The sequence below is a fragment of the Microvirga lenta genome (assembly GCF_020532555.1).
Classification (GTDB): Bacteria; Pseudomonadota; Alphaproteobacteria; order Rhizobiales; family Beijerinckiaceae; genus Microvirga; species Microvirga lenta.
The window spans coordinates 264,500-286,524 of record NZ_JAJBBR010000007.1 but is presented as its reverse complement, the minus strand read 5'-3'; the positions used below and the strand labels follow the sequence as shown (position 1 = coordinate 286,524).

Annotated in this window: 18 protein-coding genes; 10 read left to right on the top strand and 8 right to left on the bottom strand. The window is 66.6% G+C overall.

Annotated features, from left to right (window positions below; all coding sequences use genetic code 11):
* The first annotated feature begins 50 nt into the window (after nucleotides 1-50).
* On the top strand, nucleotides 51-503 hold the full coding sequence (queF, locus tag LGR44_RS12695; RefSeq protein ID WP_226741064.1) for a preQ(1) synthase: 453 nt from the start codon (nucleotides 51-53) through the stop codon (nucleotides 501-503).
* Here the strand turns inward: queF and LGR44_RS12690 are convergent.
* The 4 genes from LGR44_RS12690 to LGR44_RS12675 all read right to left on the bottom strand — a co-directional run bounded on the left by LGR44_RS12690 (nucleotide 485) and on the right by LGR44_RS12675 (nucleotide 4,008).
* Nucleotides 485-1,657, bottom strand: a complete 1,173-nt coding sequence (locus LGR44_RS12690) for an MFS transporter (protein ID WP_226741063.1) — start codon at nucleotides 1,655-1,657, stop codon at nucleotides 485-487. The two genes, queF and LGR44_RS12690, sit on opposite strands and share 19 nt — an antisense overlap.
* 124 nt (nucleotides 1,658-1,781) lie before the next feature.
* Complete coding sequence (gene kdsA / locus LGR44_RS12685) at nucleotides 1,782-2,630, bottom strand: 3-deoxy-8-phosphooctulonate synthase (protein ID WP_226741062.1); 849 nt, start codon at nucleotides 2,628-2,630, stop codon at nucleotides 1,782-1,784.
* Nucleotides 2,631-2,696: 66 nt separating this feature from the next.
* On the bottom strand, nucleotides 2,697-3,095 hold the full coding sequence (locus LGR44_RS12680; protein ID WP_226741061.1) for a DUF350 domain-containing protein: 399 nt from the start codon (nucleotides 3,093-3,095) through the stop codon (nucleotides 2,697-2,699).
* Between the two features lie 49 nt (nucleotides 3,096-3,144).
* A complete protein-coding gene (locus LGR44_RS12675) occupies nucleotides 3,145-4,008 on the bottom strand; it encodes a VOC family protein (RefSeq protein ID WP_226741060.1) in 864 nt (287 codons plus the stop codon).
* Between the two features lie 229 nt (nucleotides 4,009-4,237).
* On the opposite strand from LGR44_RS12675, the gene LGR44_RS12670 reads away from it, so the two are divergent.
* Entirely contained in the window at nucleotides 4,238-7,873 is a 3,636-nt protein-coding gene (locus LGR44_RS12670) for a Calx-beta domain-containing protein (RefSeq protein ID WP_226741059.1), read from the top strand.
* 126 nt (nucleotides 7,874-7,999) lie between these two features.
* Here the strand turns inward: LGR44_RS12670 and LGR44_RS12665 are convergent, their stop codons facing one another.
* From LGR44_RS12665 to tpiA, 3 genes are all read right to left on the bottom strand, one after another.
* Nucleotides 8,000-9,628, bottom strand: coding sequence for a CTP synthase (locus LGR44_RS12665; RefSeq protein ID WP_226741058.1), 1,629 nt, complete (start codon nucleotides 9,626-9,628; stop codon nucleotides 8,000-8,002).
* 104 nt (nucleotides 9,629-9,732) lie between these two features.
* A complete protein-coding gene (gene secG / locus LGR44_RS12660; RefSeq protein WP_226741057.1) occupies nucleotides 9,733-10,185 on the bottom strand; it encodes a preprotein translocase subunit SecG in 453 nt (150 codons plus the stop codon).
* A 123-nt stretch (nucleotides 10,186-10,308) separates the two neighbouring features.
* Nucleotides 10,309-11,076: a triose-phosphate isomerase gene (gene tpiA / locus LGR44_RS12655; protein ID WP_226741055.1), complete on the bottom strand. Its 768-nt coding sequence runs from the start codon at nucleotides 11,074-11,076 to the stop codon at nucleotides 10,309-10,311.
* A 136-nt stretch (nucleotides 11,077-11,212) separates the two neighbouring features.
* Between tpiA and LGR44_RS12650 the strand changes: the two genes are divergently transcribed.
* From LGR44_RS12650 to lexA, 8 genes are all read left to right on the top strand, one after another.
* Nucleotides 11,213-13,111 (top strand): SurA N-terminal domain-containing protein, encoded by a 1,899-nt coding sequence (locus tag LGR44_RS12650; RefSeq protein ID WP_226741052.1) that lies wholly within the window; start codon nucleotides 11,213-11,215, stop codon nucleotides 13,109-13,111.
* A gap of 5 nt (nucleotides 13,112-13,116) precedes the next feature.
* A complete protein-coding gene (trpE, locus tag LGR44_RS12645) occupies nucleotides 13,117-14,637 on the top strand; it encodes an anthranilate synthase component I (RefSeq protein WP_226741049.1) in 1,521 nt (506 codons plus the stop codon).
* A 59-nt stretch (nucleotides 14,638-14,696) separates the two neighbouring features.
* A complete protein-coding gene (locus LGR44_RS12640) occupies nucleotides 14,697-15,323 on the top strand; it encodes an anthranilate synthase component II (RefSeq protein WP_226741045.1) in 627 nt (208 codons plus the stop codon).
* Between the two features lie 5 nt (nucleotides 15,324-15,328).
* Entirely contained in the window at nucleotides 15,329-16,342 is a 1,014-nt protein-coding gene (trpD, locus tag LGR44_RS12635; RefSeq protein ID WP_226741042.1) for an anthranilate phosphoribosyltransferase, read from the top strand.
* A 9-nt stretch (nucleotides 16,343-16,351) separates the two neighbouring features.
* Nucleotides 16,352-17,152, top strand: a complete 801-nt coding sequence (gene trpC, locus LGR44_RS12630; protein ID WP_226741039.1) for an indole-3-glycerol phosphate synthase TrpC — start codon at nucleotides 16,352-16,354, stop codon at nucleotides 17,150-17,152.
* Nucleotides 17,149-17,625 carry a cyclic pyranopterin monophosphate synthase MoaC gene (gene moaC, locus LGR44_RS12625; RefSeq protein WP_226741036.1) on the top strand — a complete coding sequence of 159 codons (477 nt, stop codon included), beginning with the start codon at nucleotides 17,149-17,151 and terminating at the stop codon, nucleotides 17,623-17,625. The genes trpC and moaC overlap by 4 nt, the downstream gene beginning before the upstream one ends.
* Nucleotides 17,622-18,866, top strand: a complete 1,245-nt coding sequence (locus LGR44_RS12620; RefSeq protein WP_226741034.1) for a molybdopterin molybdotransferase MoeA — start codon at nucleotides 17,622-17,624, stop codon at nucleotides 18,864-18,866. The genes moaC and LGR44_RS12620 overlap by 4 nt, the downstream gene beginning before the upstream one ends.
* A 108-nt stretch (nucleotides 18,867-18,974) precedes the next feature.
* A complete protein-coding gene (gene lexA / locus LGR44_RS12615; RefSeq protein ID WP_226741032.1) occupies nucleotides 18,975-19,679 on the top strand; it encodes a transcriptional repressor LexA in 705 nt (234 codons plus the stop codon).
* Here the strand turns inward: lexA and LGR44_RS12610 are convergent.
* Nucleotides 19,657-21,924 (bottom strand): ComEC/Rec2 family competence protein, encoded by a 2,268-nt coding sequence (locus LGR44_RS12610; protein ID WP_226741030.1) that lies wholly within the window; start codon nucleotides 21,922-21,924, stop codon nucleotides 19,657-19,659. The genes lexA and LGR44_RS12610 overlap by 23 nt on opposite strands.
* Nucleotides 21,925-22,025: the final 101 nt, after the last annotated feature.

Sequence of the window (22,025 nt, the reverse complement as noted above, 5' to 3'; positions counted from 1 at the left end):
GGGCAAGGACGAGCCCCAGATTCACCGCAGCCATCCCAAGGACATTTCCAGTGACGGATATCCCTCTCCAGCTCGGCCAGGCGAGCGCCCTCCCCCGTTCCCCGGAGGAAGCCAAGCTCGACCGGGTGCCGAACCCGCACCCCGACACCGACTATCTCGCCCGCTTCACGGTGCCCGAGTTCACCTCCCTCTGCCCGGTCACGGGCCAGCCGGATTTCGCGATTCTCGTGATCGACTACGTGCCGGGCGAATGGCTCGTCGAATCCAAGTCCCTGAAGCTCTACATGCACAGCTTCCGCGACCACGGCGCCTTCCACGAGGATTGCACGGTCTCCATCGGCAAGCGCCTCGCGGAGCTGCTGGAGCCCCGCTACCTTCGCATCGGCGGCTATTGGTATCCGCGCGGCGGCATTCCCATCGACGTGTTCTGGCAGACCGGCGAGCTGCCGAAGAATCTCTGGCTGCCCGATCAGGGCGTCGCGCCCTACCGGCCCCGCGTCTGAGGCGTCGGCCGCGTCAGGACGAAGGCGGCTGTCAGTCCCACGCCCAGAATGACCACGGCCGCCACTCCCGTGGAGGCCGTGAGACCGATGCCTCGCAGGCCCACGCCCATGACGACCACACCGAGGGCCTGCCCGCAGAAGAACGAGAAGGCATGGAGCGCCACGGCCGAGGCGCGCGCCTGCGGCGCGACCTCGGTCACCTGGGCCTGGAAGGTGTTGTGGAGCATGTAGAAGCCCAGACCCATCAACAGCAGGGCCGCGGCGTCGAGCTTCCAGTCCCCGCCGAAGCCGAGGACCACCAGGGCCGAGGCGGCGAAAAGGCCGCCGCCGATGAGGATGCGGCCGATCCCGAGACGCCGCAGCATCCAGGTGACGAGGATCGAATAGACCAGCCCGCCGACCGCGAAGCCGCCGATGGCGAAGCCGGCCTGGGTGGGCCCTCCGCCGCCCCGCTCCTCCAGCAGGGGCGCGATGTAGGGGAAGATGCCGAAGACCGCGAGGGATTCCACGAAGACGAAGCCGAACAGGGCGAGCGCCCGCGGATTCGAGAGGATGTCCCGGTAGCGCCGCAGCGCCTTGGCCATGTCGAAGGCGCCGCCCGGTGGCGCCCGGCGAAAGCCGATGAGGGTCGCGGCCAGGGCGACCGCCATCATGGCGGTGGAAAGGGCGAAGACGCCGCGCCACCCGACGAGCTCCGCCAGCAGCCCCGCGAAGGAGGAGCCGGCGAGCTGGCCCACGATGATGGCGACGAGATAGCGGCTGAGCGCCACCTGCCGCTGGGCCATCTCCACCCGGTCGCCGATGAGCGCGATGGAGAGCGGCACCGCCCCGCCCGCCGCCGCGCCGGCGACGATGCGCAGCACGAAGAGCGTGGTCGCGTCGGGCGCGAAGAACGAGAGGCCCAGCGCCAGGAACAGCAGCGACAAGGCCACCTTCATGACCTGCTCCTTGCCGAGCGCGTCGCCGATGGGCCCGAGGATCGGCTGGATGAAGGCGTAAGGCAGGGCGAAGGCGGCGGAGAGAAGCGCGATGGTCTGCGGATCGGTGTTCAGGTCCCGGGAGATCACGCCGACCATGGGCTCGACCGCGCGGGAGGAGAACGTGCCCGCAAAGCCGCTCGTGCCCAGGATGAGGATCAGATTGCGAGGAGACATGGCGCCCGGTTCTGGAAGGCTCGTCGGAGCCTGAGCTTCCATATCACGGCTTCCCGCCCGGACGACAGCCAGCGCTGCAGACCTGCCCCCCGAGTGGGGCATGGAACCGGCGCAATGCCGGACCTCAGGCCCGCCCGTTCTTCGCCAGCGCGTCGAAGGCCTTGAGCTGGGCGAGCAACCCCTCCAGCTCCCTGAGCGGCACCATGTTGGGGCCGTCCGAGGGGGCCTTGTCCGGGTCCTGGTGGGTCTCGATGAAGACGCCCGCGACGCCGACCGCGACCGCCGCCCGGGCGAGGACCGGCACGAATTCCCGCTGTCCGCCGGAGGTGGCGCCCTGGCCGCCGGGCTGCTGCACGGAATGGGTGGCGTCGAAGATGACCGGCGCCCCGGTCCCGGCCATGATCGGCAGGGACCGCATGTCGGAAACCAGCGTGTTGTAGCCGAAGGAGGCGCCGCGCTCGGTGAGCATCACGTTCGGGTTGCCCGCCGCCGTGATCTTCGCCGCCACGTTCGCCATGTCCCACGGGGCCAGGAACTGCCCCTTCTTCACGTTCACCACCCGGCCCGTCCTGGCGGCGGCGAGGAGAAGGTCGGTCTGGCGGCAGAGGAAGGCGGGGATCTGGAGGATGTCCACCACCTCGCCCACGGGGGCGCATTGCTCGTTCTCGTGAACGTCGGTGAGGACCGGAAGGCCCAGGCTCTCCTTGACCTCCGCGAAGACCGACAGCGCCTTGTCGAGCCCGATGCCGCGCGCGCTCGAGATCGAGGTGCGGTTCGCCTTGTCGAAGGACGACTTGTAGACGAGGCCCATGCCGAGCCTCCCCGCCATCTCCTTGAGCGCCGAGGCCATTTCGAGCGCGTGGTCGCGGCTTTCCATGGCGCAGGGCCCGGCGATGATGCTGAGCGGCAGATGGTTGCCGAACCGGACGGAGCCGGCCTCGACGGTGGCGGAACGGGATTGCGTATCGGTCATGGGGCGTCACTAGCCTGTTTGGGAGCGGACGAAAAGCGTTTCCCTGTCACTCCCTCACGGAGCGCATCAGAACGTCATCGCCGAGGCGTTGATGATCCCGGCGGAGAGCGAGGCCGCTCCGAGGAAGAGCGCCGCCGCCATTTCCCCTGCGGCAATGCGCTGGGACAGGTTCGGCATCACGATGCGCACGAGCCAATAAACCAGGATCTGCACCACGAGGGCGACGAGGCCCCAGAGCAGGCAATCGACGATGGTCTGGGCATGCACGATGGCGCTGGCGAGCGGCAGCGCGAAGCCCACGAGGCTGAAGCCCAAGGCCGTGGCGGCCGAGATCACGTTCTGGCGGATCAGCGCGAACTCGTTGTGCATGGTCGCGAGCGTGTAGACCGCGAGGTAGAGCGCCACGAGCACCGTCGCGACGACGAAGAAGACGAGAAAGCTGGCGAGATCGGCCAGGTAGTTCATGACGGTAGCCCCCGAAGACTTTTTGGTTTGTCGGCGAATCGGCCCGATACTACGTTGCTTCGAACGCGATCGCGACGCCGAAAGCGGCGCTGGCCGGCACCACGATGCGGCTGCCGATGTGCTGATACGGGATTTCGGCCGCATCCAGCCACCGCCCCTGCCGGCCGATATCCTCCACGCGGACGGAAAAGGCCGCGAGGGACGGCTGCGCGGGATCGACCTCCACCGAGCCGTAGACCTCGGCCGCGTCGTCCGGCGTCATCACGTCGAGATGCGCGCCCTTCAGCGGGAACGAGACGTCCCGGTCGGCGACCCGGCGCGGCTCCGATCCCGTGAAGGCCGCCAGGAAATCGGCATGGCGCTGGGGCTCCGGCGCCGCGAAGGCCACGGCGGCGATGTCCACCGCCTTGTTGTCGTGGCGCTGGAATTCCGGGTTCCAGAAGTTCTCGGGGAAATGGTGCTGGCACACGAAGAAGCTCGCCTGCGGCGCCGCCTCGCTGCGGGCGAAGGCCAGGGTGAAGGCGACCTGGGTCGGCGTGCCGTCCGGCTTGCGCCCCCGGCGCTCGAAGAAGAAGGGCTCGAAGGCGCCGATCCCGCTCTCGGCGAAAGCCCGCGCATCGGCCTCGGCATCGCCGCTGTCGAGAACGAGCATCGCCAGTCCCTGGCGCTGTTCCAGATAATCCCGCAGGAAGGCCCCGAAGCTGAACCGGCCCTCCTCGTGCGGCGGGATCTCCGCCCCCTCCCCGAGCGCGATCAGCTCGATGAACGAGGATTGCAGCTGCACCAGCCGGTTCTCGGTGCCCCAGGGATGGCGGTTGCGCGCCCCGACCTGAAACCCGAGCCGCTGATAAAGGCTCGACGCCTCGTCGAGATCGTGAACGGCGACGACGAGGTGGTCGATGCGGCGCTGCATGGAGGGCCTTTTCCTAAGGGAACATACCTTTTTCCAGCCATAGCCCGGGCACAAGGCGCGGGACAAGCCATGATGTGGCCGGGGCGGCGAGTTTCCAACGGGGAATCAGGGGGTTGGGGCGATAGCTTCGCCTCACCCTCCCTGTTCGAGGAGTAGGTTTTACAAACAGCCTCCGCTAGGTCTTCCGCAAAGTTATTTCATGTCGTTATCAAGGGCGGGAGCGCGTACCATGGCATTTACGGTGATCCAGGCGGGGCCGGAGACGCAGGTCAATACCTGGGCAACACATACTCAGACCTTTCCATCGATAACAAGACTGGCCGGTGGCGGGTGGGTAGTGACCTGGCAATCGCTGGACCAGGATGGATACATGAATGGCGTCTATCAGCAGCGCTACAATGCTGACGGCACTGCATCAGGGCCTGAAACCCGGGTCAATAGCTATGTTCCCGGTAGTCAGGAACTCGCCGCCGTCACAGCCCTTAGCGATGGCGGTTGGGTCGTAACCTGGCAGTCATACGGCCAGTGGAACGGCACGGAATACGAGATGAACCATAGCGTCTATCAGCAGCGCTACGGTGCCGACGGAAATACGATAGGGCCTGAAACACGGGTCAATACCACAACCGAAAATACACAAGAAGAGCCAAGCGTTACTGGGCTCGCGGACGGCGGATGGGTGGTAACTTGGCGAACATTCGCAGATGGACGCAGCTACATCTATCAACAGCGTTATGATGCGAGTGGCTTACCTAATGGTGGGGAAACTCGGGTAGGCCAATCTCCAGCGCACCTTTCCGCTGCCGACCCAAGTGTTGCTGCACTTACAGACGGCGGATGGATCGTCACTTGGACCATCGATAACAGCTCTACAGACCCAAGCGGATTCGGCGTGGTTCAACAACGGTACGCTTCCAATGGAGCGCCCGTCGGCACAGAAACCCGCGTTAATACCACTGTTGCCAATAACCAAAGTCAGTCGAAGGTGGTTGGGCTCGGCGATGGCGGCTGGATAGTTATCTGGACCTCCCTTGATCAAGACGGTTCAGACACAGGTGTTTATCAACAGCGCTATCATGCCGATGGATCGGCGTTCGGAACGGAGACACGTGTCAACACTACGACTGCGGACCACCAATTCAGACCTTCCGCGACTGCCATGGAGGACGGCGGCTGGATTGTTACATGGAGTTCAAAAAACCAAGATGGGTCAGGGTTGGGTCTTTATCAGCAGCGTTATAGCACGGAAGGTGCGCCGATTGGTCCAGAAATTCGGATCAATGCGACGACTCAGGGCGATCAGATATTCTCCGATACAGCGAGCATGGAAGATGGCAGTTGGATCGTTACATGGGTAAGCTCAGACGAAATTTTTCAGCGCCGTTTTACATTGACGGAAATAGAGCTTCTGACGGGGCAGGTCGAAATCGCCACCGGGACCGACGCGAATGAAACTCTCATGGTTGAGTCGGACGGCATCAATACGGGCGATGTCACCGAGGCCGGAGGCGGTCAGGATATTCTTGCAATGGCCGGACCAGGCTCTATCGACCTGAGGGCCGGCGAAGTCCTCAGCGGCTTCGAACTGCTCCACGGCTCGAACGGCGATGATACCTTCGTTACCAATTCGAACCGCCTGGCCCAATTCTATGTCGTTGACGGAAAGGGTGGCACGAACATTCTGCAGCTAACAGGCGCAGCCGAGACCTACGATTTCAGCACGAAGGCGGTGTTCAATATTGCAGCCATCAAGCTCGGACCGAATGGTGATACCCGTCTTATCGTGGCCGATAAGAATACCGCCTTTCTCGGCATCGGCACCGCAAGCGGTGGCGAGCGGATAAAACTCACGACCGGGACGTTCACGCAAGAAGAAAAGACGCGGATTTTTGCGCAGAACATCGATGTTATCGAGGATGAGAGCGGCATCTACACCGATCCCGGTACGCCTCCATCGGCTCCGACCTTCGGTCAAGGCGCTCTCGAAGTCACGACGCAGGAGAACGCCCCCTTCGCGAGTACGCTCTATTCCTCGGACGATCGCACGCCTGCAGACCAAATCACGTTCGAGTTCGATACCACGCAGGCGAACGGCGGCAATGCGGGCGGGTTATTCAGGATCAACACGACGGGGCGGATCGAGTTCGATCCTGAACATACTCTCGATCTGGAAACGCTTCCGGCTGACGAAGATTTCTACACGGTCTATGTGAAGGCTTACGATGGCGCGTTCTATAGCGCGACACAGGCGCTCAAGATCAAGATCGAGGACGTCAACGAGAAGCCGACAGATGTCACCTTCAGCGCGCAACAGAACGTAATGCGGGCCGGCACCACGGGTGAGAACATTAACCTCGTCCAAGCCACCTGGATCGACCTGGACCGGACCGACGCCTACCGGAACAACAAGTTCGCTTTCCTGGTGAACGACCAGCTCGTGACCGCTCACGGCAAGTTCAGCATCGACCCGGCATCGGGCCAGATTAAAACCAACGCCCCGATCACCGACGCCGATGTGGGCACCGGTAGAAGCTTACAGGTAGTGGCCTACGATGAAAATCGCTCCTCTGATGCCACCTTCAGGCACGTAAAGACCTACACCTTCACCGTCCACGATCAAAACACCCCGCCGATTGTCCGGTTCGCGGCCGATTCCCTCACCAAGACGGTGATAGAGGGCACCGGTGAGGGCACCACCGAAGTGACGTTCAAGGTCACCCGCGACACCTTCGGCTCCGAGTCCACCGTCCGCTGGACCTTGAACACCGGAACCGCCAGCGAGGACGACTTCTCCGGTACATCCGGCACCGTCAGCTTCGCGAACGACGAGTTCGAGGCTTTCGTCACGGTTCGCGTCAACAAGGATGCAGTCGACGATGCGGACGAGGAGACCTTCACGGTCGAGCTGTCGCAGTTCGAGGGCGGCAATGCCACCATCGATGCCGAGAACCGCATCGCCACCGGCAAGATCCAGGACGACGACGAGCCGGTGACGCCTCCGGTGAACAATGCCCCGGCGGCTCCGGTTCTGAGCGGGAGCACGGCGGCGGAATATGCAGCGGCCGGTTCCCTGGTCGGCACGCTCTCGTCCACGGCCGATGCGGACGAGACCCTCACCTATCAGCTCCTCGACAATGCCGGCGGACGTTTCGTCCTCCAGGGCAACCAGATCCTGGTGGCGAACGGCTTCAAGCTCGACTTCGAGCAGGCGGCCTCGCACACGATCAAGGTGCGGGTCAGCGACGGCACCCACATTGTCGACCAGGATCTCGTCATCAATGTCGCTGACGTCAACCCGGAGGTCACCGCCGGCACGGCCGATCACGACGTGCTCTGGGGCGGCGCCCTCAGAGACCAGCTCTCCGGCGGGGTGGGCAACGACCGGCTGTTCGGCGGCGCGGGCAACGACACGCTCAAGGGCGATGCCGGTCGTGACGTGCTCGGCGGCGGCGCGGGCAAGGACAAGCTCTACGGCGGCAAGGGCAAGACCAGCAAGGACGCCTTCGTGTTCGACACCAAGCTCACCAGCAAGAGCGTGGCCAACCGGAACAAGGACAAGATCTACGACTTCGGCTCCAAGTACGACAGCCTGTTCTTCGACGATGCGGCCTTCACCAACAAGACCATCGCCAAGTACCTGAAGAAAAAGAACGCCTCGCTCGACAAGCCGGCCAAGCTCAAGGCGAGCTACTTCAAGAAGGGCAGCAAGGCCACGGACAAGGACGACTTCTTCATCCTCAAGGGCAAGAAGCTGTACTGGGACGTGGACGGCTCGGGCCGCAAGGCCATGGTGGAGATCGCCAGCTTCAAGTTCCAGAAGAAGGAGGGCGAGACCCTCACCCACAAGGACTTCTTCTTCATCTGAGCAGGGAATGAGGAGCATTCCTGGCGAAAACCAATAGAGAGCCGTTCACCCTCTTATGAACCAAAGAAAAGCCCCGCGGCACACCGGCCGCGGGGCTTTTTTCGTTCATAAGCTCGGCACCGGCCGTCACACCAGCCGGCTCTGCTCCACCGCCGCATGGATGAAGCTCTTGAAGAGCGGGTGCGGCTCGAAGGGGCGGGATTTCAGCTCGGGGTGGTACTGGACGCCGATGAACCAGGGGTGGTCCTCGTATTCCACGATCTCCGGCAGGATGCCGTCCGGCGAGACGCCGGAGAAGCGCAGGCCCTTCTGCTCCAGCTTCTCGCGGTAGGACATGTTGACCTCGTAGCGGTGGCGGTGGCGCTCGGAGATTTCCGTGCCGCCGTAGATCTCGGCTACCTTGCTGCCGGGGGTGAGCTTGGCCTGGTAGGCGCCGAGCCGCATGGTGCCGCCCAGGTCGCCGCCCGCGGCGCGCTTCTCCAGCTCGTTGCCGCGCAGCCATTCGGTCAGCAGGCCCACCACCGGCTCCGGCGTGGGGCCGAACTCGGTGGAGCTGGCCTCCTCGATCCCGGCCAGCGACCGCGCCGCCTCGATCACCGCCATCTGCATGCCGAAGCAGATGCCGAAATACGGCACCTTGCGCTCGCGGGCGAAGCGCGCGGCGCGGATCTTGCCCTCGGAGCCGCGCTGGCCGAAGCCGCCCGGCACCATGATGCCGTGAATGCCTTCCAGGAACGGCGCCGGATCCTCGCGCTCGAAGACTTCGCTCTCGATCCAGTTCAGGTTCACCTTCACCTGGTTGGCGATGCCGCCATGGTGGAGCGACTCGATCAGCGACTTATAGGCGTCCTTGAGGCCGGTATACTTGCCGACCACCGCGATGGTGACCTCGCCCTCCGGGTTGTGGACCCGGTTGGAAATCCGCGTCCAGCGGCTCAGGTCCGGCGCGGGCGCGTCCTCGATGCCGAAGGCGGCGAGAATCTCGCTGTCGAGCCCGGCCTCGTGATAGGCCAGCGGCACGTCGTAGATGGAGGGCGCGTCGCGCGCCTCGATCACCGCCGTCTCGCGCACGTTGCAGAACAGGGCCAGCTTGCGGCGCTCGTCCTTCGGGATCTCGCGGTCGGTGCGGCAGAGCAGGATGTCCGGCTGGATGCCGATGGAGCGAAGCTCCGCCACGGAGTGCTGGGTGGGCTTCGTCTTCAGCTCGCCCGCGGACGGGATGAAGGGCAGAAGGGTCAGGTGGGTGTAGATCGCCTGCCCGCGCGGCAGGTCGTTGCCGAGCTGGCGGATCGCCTCGAAGAACGGCAGGCCCTCGATGTCGCCCACCGTGCCGCCGATCTCGACGAGAACGAAGTCGAAGCCCTCGTTGCCGGTGAGAACGAAGTCCTTGATGGCGTTGGTGACGTGCGGGATCACCTGGATCGTGGCGCCGAGATAGTCGCCGCGCCGCTCCTTGGTGATGATGTCGAGATAGATCCGGCCCGTGGTGATGTTGTCGGCCTTGGTGGCCGGCACGCCGGTGAAGCGCTCGTAATGGCCCAGATCCAGGTCGGTCTCGGCGCCGTCGTCGGTCACGAAGACCTCGCCGTGCTGATAGGGGCTCATGGTCCCCGGATCGACGTTGAGATATGGGTCGAGCTTGCGAAGCCTGACACTGTAGCCGCGTGCTTGGAGAAGCGCTCCCAGGGCGGCCGAAGCCAAGCCCTTGCCGAGCGAAGACACCACGCCGCCGGTGATGAATACGTACCGCGTCATGGACCCCTATCCATAAAGAAGGAGCGCCGATTCGCAATCGCGAACCCGGCCGCTCGTTTGCCATCCACAAAAAGAGAGGGCCGGAAGGACCGGCCCTGTTTGTTTTACTGAGACTGGGGCACCTGGGGTGCCGCCGGCGCCGGTGCGGGCGCGGGAACCGCCGGTGCGGGAGCGCCCGGCGCGGGGGCCGGGGCCGGAGCGGGCTGGTCGCCCTGCAGCCGCTGGAGCTGCTCGAGCACGTTGCCGCCTCCGCCCGCGGGAGCCTGCTGGCCGGCCGGAGCGGTCGGAGAGGTACCGTCCAGGATCGAGCGCGGGCCGCGGTTCGTGGTCGCCATGATGGCCAGCGCCATGCTGGTCACGAAGAAGAGCGCCGCCAGAATCGCCGTGGTGCGGGTGAGCGCGTTGGCTTGGCCGCGGCCGGTCATGAAGCCGGACACGCCGCCTCCGCCGCCTCCGCCGCCGAGACCCATGCCGCCGCCCTCGGAGCGCTGCAGGAGAACCACGCCGATCAGGGCAAGGACAATGATCAGGTGGACAATGATGAGAACTGTTTGCATCGTTCCAAAAACCTCAAGCGGCCGCGCCGGTGGGCGTCGACCGCTCGCTTCTGTTCGTTGGGGCGGCCTGTAGCATAGGTGTGCGCGGGATCAAAGACCCGCAAGGACCCTTTTGCCGAACACTTATGTGAGATACGCGCCGGCGATGGCGAGAAAGTCCGCCGCGACGAGGCTGGCCCCGCCCACGAGGGCGCCGTCGACGTTCTCGACGGCCATCAGCTCGGCCGCGTTCGAGGGCTTCACCGAGCCGCCATAGAGGATGCGCACCTTGCCATGGTCGGCCTTGCCGACGAGGCGCTTCAGCTCCTCGCGGATCAGCCCGTGCACCTCCGCCACGTCGGCGGCCGTGGGAGTGAGCCCAGTGCCGATGGCCCAGACCGGCTCGTAGGCGACCACGAGGTTCTGGCTGTTCGAATCGACCGGAATGGAGCCGCGAAGCTGCTTCTTGACCACGTTGAGGGTCTTGCCCGCCTCGCGCTCCTCCCGGGTCTCGCCCACGCAGACGACGGCCGTGAGGCCCGCCCGGTGCGCCGCGACCGCCTTGGCGCAGACATCGGCGTCCTTTTCGCCGTGGAACTGGCGCCGCTCGGAATGGCCGACGATGACGTAGGTCGCTCCGGCATCCGCCAGCATCTCGGCCGAGATGTCGCCCGTGTGGGCCCCCGATTCCTTGGCGTGGCAGTCCTGGCCGCCGACGGCGATCCGGGAGCCGACGGAAATATGGGCGAAGGTGTAAAGCAGCGTTGCCGGGGGGCAGACCAGCAGATCGACCTTGGCCTTGAGGCCGGGCGTGTAGCCCGCCTGAATGTCGCCCAGAACCTTGGCCGACATCCTCAGCCCGTTCATCTTCCAGTTGCCCGCAACCAGCGGGCGCGGCCTATCGACGCTCATTCAGGCACTCCTGTCACGCTTATCGTAAAATGGCAGTAGCAGAGGGTTAGGTCGCGTTTCAACCAGACTTGCCCTTTTCGTCGGGCTCTTGATCGGCTATCGGCCTCTTAACGAGTTTCAAGGAAACGGGTTCACGATGCTTCGAGGAATGCGCAAGGCCGGGCAGAGCCTGGTCGGCAAAATCATCGCCACCATCCTATTCGGCGTTCTGATCCTCAGCTTCGCCATCTGGGGCATCGGCGACATCTTCCGGGCGTCGGCCCCGACCACGGTGGCCCAGGTCGGCGATACCGAGATCACGATCGACCAGGTCCGCAATGCCTACAACAACGAGCTGCAGCGCCTCGGCCGCCAGTTCCGGACCGTCATCACGCCCCAGCAGGCGCGCGCCTTCGGCCTCGACCAGCAGGTCCTGTCCACCCTCGTCACCGAGGCGGTCATGGCGGAACGGGCCCGGGAGCTCGGCCTGAGCGTCTCCGACCAGCTCGTCGCCCGCTCCATCATGGAGAACCCGGCCTTCCGCGGCGCCGACGGCCAGTTCAACCGGGCCCTGTTCGACCAGGCCCTGCGCAACGCTTCCCTGTCCGAAGCCGGCTTCGTGCAGGAGCAGCGCCTTGCCATGGCCCGCATCCACCTGGCGGAGGCGATCGCCGGGGAACTGACGGTGCCGCTCGCCGCCCGCGAGGCGCTCCACCGCTACGCCAACGAGCGTCGCACCGCCTCGTATTTCGTCCTGACGCCTCAGATGGCCGGCGAGATTCCCGCCCCGACCGAGGAGCAGCTCCAGAGCTTCTACAACGAGCGCAAGAGCGCCTATCAGGCGCCTGAGTACCGCGCCGTCTCCCTCATGGCGGTCGATGCCGCCTCGCTCGCGAAGCCGGAAAGCGTCAGCGATGCGGATGCCCGCCAACGCTACGAGCAGCAGAAGGCCCGCTACGGCACGCCGGAGCGCCGGACGATCCAGCAGATCACCTTCTCCAGCCCGGAGGAGGCGGAGGCCGCCTTCAACCGGATCAAGGAAGGCGCCACCTTCGACGCCATCGCGGCGGAGCGCAACATCGCACCCCAGGACCTGGAGCTCGGCACCTTTACCCGGGCCGAGATGGTGGACCCGGCCGTCGCCGATGCCGCCTTCGCGCTCGAGCAGGGCGCCACGAGCGGCCCGGTCGCGGGCCGTTTCGGACCGGTCCTCGTCCGCGTCACCCAGGTCCAGCCTGAAGCCGTGCGCCCCTTCGAGGAGGTGGCGGGCGAGGTACGCGCCGAGATCGCCCAGGAGCGTGCTCGGAACGAGATCGATGACCTGCACGATTCCATCGAGGACATGCGCGCCAGCGCCCGCCCCCTCGCCGAGATTGCCCAGGAGAAAGGCCTGACCGTGGTCCAGGTGCCCGCCGTGGACGCCCAGGGGCTCGACAAGGCCGGAAACCCGGTCGACATCCCGGAGCGCGAGGCTGTCGTGAGGGCCGCCTTCGCGTCCGACATCGGCGTCGACAACGAGGCCCTGCGGCGCTCGGGCGGGGGATATGTCTGGTACGACGTGACCGGAATCGAGCCCGCCCGCGAAAAGACCCTCGACGAGGTTCGCGACCAGGTGGCGACCCAGTGGCGCGAGGATCAGATCGCCCAGCGCCTCGCCGAGCAGGCGCGGCAGCTGACCGAGCGGCTTCAGAAGGGCGAGACCATCGAGGCCGTGGCCCAGGAGATCAACGCTCCCGTGAAGGCCGCCGCCGACCTCACCCGCAATGCCCCCAAGGACGACCTGACCGCCGAGGCCGTCGGCCGGATCTTCTCCATTCCGGTGGGCCAGGCCGGCAACGCCGCCAACGGCGCCGATACCCGCGCCGTCTTCCGGGTGACGGGCGCCACCGTGCCGCCCTTCGTCACGACCACGCAGGAGGCGCAGAACATCGAGAACCAGCTCCGCAACGGCATGAGCGACGACCTGCTCAACCAGTACATCGCACAGGTGCGCCAGGAGTTGGGCGTGACCATCAACCAACAGGCGCTGCGCCTGGCCACGGGGGGCGAAATCTAGCTCTCATGGTCATCGCGCCCGATTTCGACGCCTTCGCGAAGGCCTATAATGCAGGCGAGGCCGGCGTACTCCGCACCAGCCTCGTCGGCGACCTGCTGACCCCCGTCGCGGCCTTCCTGAAGCTGCGGCACGGCCGCAAGGGATCGGCCTTCCTGCTGGAATCCGTCGAGGGCGGAGCCGTCCGCGGCCGGTTCTCGATGATCGGGCTGGATCCCGACCTCGTCTGGCGCTGCCAGGACGGCGTCGCGTCCATCGACCGGCGGGCGCTCGACCATGCAGGCCGCTTCAGCAGGGAGAAGCTTCCGCCCCTGGAGAGCCTGCGCGCCCTCATCGCAGAGAGCGCCCTGCCCCTCGGCGAGGATCTGCCGCCCATGGCGGCGGGCCTGTTCGGCTATCTCGGTTACGACATGGTGCGCCAGATGGAGCGCCTGCCGGAGCCCAACCCGGACGCGCTGAAGGTTCCCGACGCCATTCTCCTGCGTCCGACGGTCATGGTCGTGTTCGACGCCGTGAAGGACGAGATCTCGCTCATCGCTCCCGTGCGCCCGAAGGAGGGCGTCACCGCCAAAGTGGCCTATGAGGCCGCCCTGGCGCGGCTGGAAGAGGTGACCTTCGCCCTCGAACGCCCCCTGCCCTTCGAGCACCGCACCGATCCGCGGGAGGTCGATTTCGAGCCGCCGGTCTCGAACACCACGCCGGAAGAGTTCGAGGGCATGGTGGCGAAGGCGAAGGAATACATCCGCGCCGGCGACATCTTTCAGGTGGTTCTGTCCCAGCGCTTCGAGGCCGCCTTCCCGCTGCCCGCCTTCGCGCTCTACCGGTCGCTCCGGCGCATCAACCCCGCGCCGTTCCTGTGCTATCTCGATTTCGAGGATTTCCAGATCGTCTGCTCCTCGCCCGAGATCCTCGTTCGCGTTCGCGGCGGCAAGGTCACGATCCGGCCCATCGCGGGCACCCGCCCGCGCGGCGCCACGGCCGCCGAGGACCGCGCCCATGCGGAGAGCCTTCTCGCCGACCAGAAGGAGCGCGCCGAGCACCTGATGCTGCTCGATCTCGGCCGCAACGACGTGGGACGGGTGGCGGAGATGGGCTCCGTCCAGGTGACGGACTCGTTCTTCCTCGAATACTACAGCCAGGTCATGCACATCGTGTCGAACGTGGAAGGCCGCCTCGACGAGAGCTTCGATGCCCTCGACGCCCTCGTGGCGGGCTTTCCGGCTGGCACCGTCTCGGGCGCGCCGAAGGTGCGCGCCATGGAGATCATCGACGAGCTGGAAAAGGACAAGCGCGGGCCTTATGCCGGCTGCATCGGCTATTTCGGCGCCAACGGCGAGATGGACACCTGCATCGTGCTGCGCACCGCCGTCGTGAAGGACGGACGCATGGCCGTCCAGGCGGGCGCCGGCATCGTCTACGATTCCGATCCGGCCTCCGAGCAGCAGGAATGCATCAACAAGGCGAAGGCCCTGTTCCGCGCGGCGGAAGAGGCCGTGCGCTTCGCGACGCAATCGAGGTTCGGCCAGTGAGCGCCGGGCCCATGCTTCGCTTGACCAAGCCCGCCGCATAGGCAAACGTTTCCTGCATCATGACCCGCGTCCTCGTCATCGACAATTACGACAGCTTCACCTGGAATCTGGTGCATCTGCTCGGTCCGCTCGCCACCTCGGTCCAGGTCGTCCGCAACGACGCCACGACGACCGAGGAGGTTCTGGCCTCGCCGCCGGACGCCATCGTGCTTTCTCCCGGACCCTGCACGCCCAACGAGGCCGGCATCTGCCTCGATCTGGTGAAACGCGCGGCTCCCGAGATTCCGACGTTCGGCGTCTGCCTCGGCCTGCAGACCATCGGCCAGGCCTTCGGCGGCACGGTCTCCCGCGCCCCGCTGCCGATGCACGGCAAGGTCTCCGAGGTGGAGCATCAGGGCCAGGCGGTGTTTCGCGGCATCAACGGACCGTTCAAGGCCACCCGGTACCATTCGCTCATCGTCGACCGGCAGACCTGCCCGTCCGACCTCGCCGTGACCGCCGAGACGCCGGACGGGCTGATCATGGGCCTGTCGCACAAGACGCTGCCGATTCACGGGGTGCAGTTCCATCCGGAGAGCATCCTGTCGGAGCACGGCGCCACGATCATGCGCAACTTCTTCGAACTGGCCGCGGCCTGGAACGCCAACCACGACAAGAGCCGCACCGATGCGGCTTCAGGGCATTGAGACCGATGGAATCCTTCAAATCCTATCTCGCCAAGGTGGCCACGGGAGCCTCCCTCTCCCGGGAAGAGGCGCGCGACGCCTTCGACGACCTGCTCTCGGGCGAGGTCACGCCTGCCCAGGGCGGCGCCTTTCTCATGGCTCTGCGGGTGCGCGGAGAGGCTCTGGACGAGATCGTGGGCGCCGTCTCGGCCATGCGCGGCCGGATGCTGACCGTGAAGGCACCCGAGAAAGCGGTCGACATCGTCGGCACCGGAGGCGACCATTCCGGCAGCTACAACATCTCGACCCTGGCCTCGATCATCGTGGCCGGCTGCGGCGTTCCCGTCGCCAAGCACGGCAACCGTGCCGCCTCCTCCAGATCCGGCACGGCGGACGTGCTCTCGGCGCTGGGCGTCAAGCTCGGCCTCGATCCTGCGGGACTGGAGCGGTGCCTGAAGGATGTGGGCCTGTGCTTCATGTTCGCGCAGACGCACCACGCCGCCATGCGCCACGTGGCGCCCGTGCGCGTGGAGCTGGGCACACGGACCATCTTCAACCTGCTCGGACCGCTGTCGAATCCGGCCGGCGTCTCGCGCCAGCTTCTCGGCGTGTTTTCAGAGGCTTGGCTCGAACCCCTGACCCAGGTTCTGAAGGAGCTCGGCTCCAAGAAGATCTGGACCGTGCACGGCTCCGACGGCCTCGACGAGATGACTACCACGGGCGCGACCCATGTGGTCGCCCTCGAGAACGGCACCATTCGCCGCTTCACCGTCACCCCCGAGGAGGTCGGCCTTCCCGTCGCGAAGCTGGAGGACCTGAAAGGCGCCGATCCGGCGCACAATGCCGCGCAGCTTCGTGCCGTGCTCGAAGGTTCGCGGATCCCCTATCGCGACGTCGCTCTCCTGAACGCCGCCGCCGCATTGGTCGTGGCCGACGAAGCCGCCAACCTCCGCGACGGGCTGGACCGCGCCTCGCGCTCCCTCGATACGGGTGCGGCGAAGGCAGCGCTCGAACACCTCGTCATCGCATCGAATGCGTGAGGACAGGTCATGAGCGACGTTCTCGCGCGCATCGAAGCCTACAAGCGCCAGGAGATCGCGGCCGCCAAGGCGGCTGTGCCGCAGGCCGAGCTGGAGCGGCGCATCCAAGACATGGCGCCTCCGCGCGGCTTCGCCGCCGCCATCGAGCGCCACTTGGCAGAGGATCGCCCGGCCCTGATTGCCGAGGTGAAGAAGGCCAGCCCGTCCAAGGGGCTGATCCGGGCCGATTTCGACCCGCCCGCCCTGGCGAGGGCCTATGCCGAGGGCGGCGCAACCTGCCTCTCGGTGCTCACCGACGAGCCTTCCTTTCAAGGCAGGCCCGAATATCTGGCGCAGGCGCGCGACGCCTCGGGTCTGCCGGCCCTGCGCAAGGATTTCCTGTTCGAGCCCTACCAGGTATACGAGGCCCGCGCCTGGGGCGCCGACTGCATCCTCGTCATCATGGCGAGCGTCTCGGACGGCGAGGCCCGTGACCTGATCGAAACCGCCCACGGCCTCGGAATGGACGTGCTCGTCGAGGTGCACGACCGCGCCGAACTGGACCGCGCCCTGCCGCTCGGCACGAAGCTCGTCGGCATCAACAACCGCAATCTGCGCACCTTCGAGGTGTCGCTCGCCGTCAGCGAGGAGCTGGCGCCGCTGATCCCGGCGGACCGCATCGTCGTGGGCGAGAGCGGCATCTTCACCCTGGACGACATCACCCGGCTGACGAAGGTGAACATCCGCACCTTCCTCGTGGGCGAGAGCCTGATGCGGCAGGCGGATGTGAGTGCCGCCACGCGGCGTCTTCTGTTCGGCGAGGCCGCATGAGCGGGCTGACGCATCTGGACGCATCCGGCGCGGCCAACATGGTCGACGTCTCGGACAAGGCCGTCACCAGCCGCACCGCCATCGCCGAGGGAAGCGTGGTGATGACCCGCGAGACGGTGGCGCTGATCCGTCAGGGAGACGCCAAGAAGGGCGACGTGCTGGGCACCGCGAGGCTCGCCGGCATCATGGCGTCCAAGAAGACGCACGAGCTGATCCCGCTCTGCCATCCCCTGATGATCTCGAAGGTGAAGGTGGATTGCGCCCTCGACGAGGAGCTTCCGGGCGTACGCGTCACCGCCGAGGTGAAGGTTTCCGGCCAGACCGGCGTCGAGATGGAGGCGCTCACCGCCGTCTCGGTGGCGTGCCTGACCGTCTACGACATGGTGAAGGCCGCCGACAAAGGCATGCGCATCGAGAACATCCGCTTGCGCCACAAGAGCGGCGGCCGCTCCGGAACCTACGAGGCCCCATGAGTCTGATTTCGGTCGAGGAGGCTCTGCGCCGTGTCCTGGCCGGTGTATCCGCACCGACCGAAGTGGAGCGGGCGGCCCTGATCGACTGTGCGGGCCGCACCCTCGCGGCGGGCGTGGTCGCGCTTCGCGACCAGCCGCCGTTCCCCGCCTCGGCCATGGACGGCTATGCGGTACGCGCGGACGACATCGCCCGGTTTCCCGTGACCCTCGACGTGATCGGCACGAGTGCGGCGGGCAACCGCTTTCCCGGCACCGTCGGGCCTTCGCAGGCCGTGCGCATCTTCACCGGAGCCCCCCTGCCGGACGGCGCCGATTCCGTGGTCATCCAGGAGAACACGGAACGGGCCGACGGCCGCGTGACGGTGACGGAGGCCTCCGCCCCCCATCGTCACATCCGCGCAGCCGGTCTCGACTTCAAGGAAGGCGACAGGCTGCTCGAAGCGGGCACACGCCTCGACAGCCGCCACATCGCCCTCGCGGCCGCCATGGGGCATGGGGAGCTTCCCGTCCGGCGCAGGCCCCGGGTCGCGATTCTCGCCACGGGCGACGAACTGGTGCGGGCGGGCGAGCCTGCGGGACCGGACCAGATCACCGCTTCGAGCCTGCCCGCCACCGCGCTGATGGTGGAGAAGGCCGGCGGCGAGGCGCTCGATCTCGGCATCGCCCGGGACACGCTCGATTCTCTCGAAGAGCGCATCCAGGCCGCCCTGGATGCCCGCGCCGACATTCTGGTGACCCTCGGCGGCGCCTCCGTCGGCGAGCACGACCTGGTGCAGAAGGCCCTCGCCCGGCATGGGATGGACCTCGGGTTCTGGCGCGTGGCGTTGCGGCCGGGCAAGCCGCTGATGCACGGCCGGCTGGGATCGACGCTGCTGCTCGGCCTCCCGGGCAATCCGGTCTCGTCCCTCGTCTGCGCGATCCTCTTCCTCGTTCCGGCCATCAGGGCTCTCGCAGGCGATCCGCTGGCGGGAGCAGACCCGACGGAATCCGCCCTTCTCGGCAGCGATCTTCCGGCGAACGGCGATAGGCAGGACTACATGCGCGCGAGCCTTTCGGTGCACGAGGTCGATTTTCGCGGCTCACCGCTGGGACTTACGGTCGCAAGGCCCCATTCCACGCAGGACTCCTCCATGCTCGGCATCCTGACCCGCTCGGACGCCCTGCTCGTCAGGGCTCCGCACGCTCCGGAAGCACGGGCGGGAGAGCCCTGCCGGATCGTCCGGCTCGACCGGTTTTGCTGAAAAGCGTCGATTCAGCTTGGCCTTAGACTTGCAGAACACAGCGAGAACAGTTACCCTGTTCTTGCTTTGTTTCAGAATCGCTCCTTTGCGGAGCAGTAAGGGCTAGCCATGCTGACGCGTAAACAGCACGAATTGCTCCGCTTCATCCATGAGCGGCTGCGTGAGACCGGGGTTCCGCCGTCCTTCGACGAGATGAAGGATGCGCTCGATCTCAAATCCAAATCCGGCATCCACCGCCTGATCACGGCGCTCGAGGAGCGCGGCTTCATCCGCCGCCTGCCCAACCGGGCCCGCGCCCTGGAGGTTCTCCGCCTGCCGGAGACCGTGGGCGGTGCGGCGGCGCAGCGTCGCTTCACCCCGAGCGTGGTCGAGGGCGGTCTCGCCGCCAAGGCCAAGGCGCCGGCTCCGGCGCCCGTGGAGGAGCGGACCCGCGACATGTCGATCCCGGTCATGGGCCGGATCGCGGCCGGTGTGCCGATCTCGGCCATCCAGAACCGCAGCCACTCGATCACCCTCTCCCAGGACTTCCTGGCCCAGGGCGAGCACTATGCCCTCGAGGTCCGAGGGGACTCGATGGTCGAGGCCGGCATTCTCGACGGCGACCTCGTGGTGATCCGCAAGCAGGACACCGCCAATACGGGCGACATCATCGTGGCCCTGATCGACGACGAGGAAGCGACCCTCAAGCGCTTCCGCCGCCGCGGCTCGTCGATTGCGCTGGAAGCCGCCAATCAGGCCTACGAGACCCGCGTGCTCGGCCCGGATCGGGTCAAGATCCAGGGCAAGCTGGTCAGTCTGGTTCGCCGCTACTGATCTCCTCTCCCGGGAGATCCTGTTCAGGGACGGGTCGCGCCGGGCGCGCCCCGTCCTTCTTTTTGCCGGCCGATGCCACCGGGCCGGTCCACGGCAGGGTCTCGCGTCCCTTGCGGACGGATCTGATCTCGATCTCCGCTTCGCCGAGGCGGATCGCGGTCGCGCCCCTGGCGGCCAGCGCATCCCTGTCGAGCACGAGAACGGCCCCGCACGTCTCCGGCGCGTCGAGACGGGCGATCACGACCGCAGCGCGGCGACAATCCTCCTCGAAGGCCGACAGGTCCTGCACGAAGGCCACATGGCGGCCGACCTTCGCCGCCACCACGCATCCGGCCGCATCGCACCGGGCGTCCTGCCTCAGGCCGGCATCGTCCGCCGCGCGGCCATCCCCGTCCGCCCGCAGCCACTGCTCCATCACGAAGGCCGACGGTCGGCCCACGAAGGTGAGCCTGCCGTCCGTGCCGCGGATCGCGGCGCCCGTCCCCTCCCGGTCGACATAGATATCGAACCGGCCCGGAGCGGCCGCAAAGGCGACGCCCATTCCGGCCGGAAGCAGCGCGAGCCAGCGCAGGGCGGAGGCGGGAAGGGTCACGATGAGGAGCGCGAGGCTGAGCAGGCCCAGAGCACCGATCCCGAGGGCCGGCACCACGACGGTGGAGCCTGCAATGCCGTCCACGAGGGCCGAGACCTCCAGCACTTGCGCCACCGCCCAGCCCATGACCTGCCAGACGGGTCCGTCGAGGCCGAACGGATAGGCCAGGACGCCCAGCACGGCAGACGGCATGACGACGAAGGAGACGAGCGGCAGGGCCAGCGCATTGCCGATCAGGCCGTAGGGGTTCAGCGTCTGGAAGTGATAGGCGGCGAACGGCGCCGTGGCGAGACTCGCGACCAGTGTGGTCGCCATCAGGCCGACGATCCCCTGCCCCGCCCATCGCAGGGCTTGGTCGGCCAGGGTCCGGGGCCCCGCCTCCGGCCTTGCCCGCTGCATGAGGGGCACGAGGCTCATCATGGCGGCGACGGCTCCGAACGACATCTGGAAACTCGGGCCGAGCAGCGCCTCGGGCTCGCGGGCAAGAACGATGAGGGCCGAGATCGACAGGTTCCGGATGCTCAGGGCCGGCCGGTCCGCCAGGATCGCGCCGAACATGACCAGAGTCATGATGAGGGAGCGAACGGTCGCCACGTCCGATCCCGAGAATACGCAATAGACGCTCGCGCCGAGCATGGCCGCGACGGCAGCGATCTTCTTGACCGGCCAGAGCAGGGCCAGCGACGGCGCCAGGGCCAGCAGGGCGCGGGCGAGCCAGAAGAAGGTCCCGGCCGCCAGCACCATGTGGAGGCCCGAGATGGACACGATGTGATAGATCCCGGCCCCACGCAGCATGTCGTTCGTCGGCTCGCCGATCAGCCCCCGCTTGCCCGTCACCAGAGCCGCGCCGACACCGCCCGCGGGGCCGCCGATGGCGGAGGCGATGCGATGGGTCAGGGCGTTGCGCGCGCCGTCCACCTGGGCCGCGACCCGGACGGACCAGGGCGGATCCGATGGCGGATCGGCTTGCTTCACCGCACCCGTGAAGGACCCGACGGCACCGATGCCCTTGTAATAGGCGTCCCGCGCGAAGTCGTACCCTCCCGGCCAGGCGGGCTGCGGCGGCGGGAGGAGGCGCACCGTTCCGGTGACGAAGAGCCCTGCCGCCAGCCCCTCCCCGTTCCGCACCGACACGCGCACCAGATGCGGTCTTTCCGCATCGGGAACGCCCTTCAGCTCGGCAACGCGGATCAGCAGCCGCTTGCCCTGCTCCCGGTCCTCCACGGCCTCGATGAAGCCTGCGACCGGCGCAATCGTCATGCGGGCGAGAACCGGAGCCGCGACGCTCCGGGCGCGGATCGCTCCGGCCGAGAACCCGGCGAAAAGCGCGGCAAACCCGATCATGACGGCAAGCGGCACCGGGCGCCGGCGCAAGCCCGCTGCGACAGTGGTGCAAAGGACGAAAGCCCCCACCGGCGCCCAGAGAGCGGGTGCATCGGCCTGAAAGAACAGGATGATGCCGAGCCCGAAACAGACGGCGATCCAAGGGAAAAGCCGCCGCTGCTCGACCTCTCTGGCCAGATTTCCCGCAAGCCATTCGCGGCCGTCGAGGAAGCCGAAATCGATGGAAGTCCACCCGATCCGGGGCAGCACGAGGGCCCGCGCGAGGGTGCGCGGCGTCCGGCTTCGGTCTCCCCTGTTGTCTTCGGCCATCGCTTCGGCTTAACGCTGGGTGGGTTTGCATGTTAGACGAGCGCGCGCCGCGGCCAAATCCGGCCTGTGGATGAGTCGCGGGCGCCGTGACCGTGAGCCCG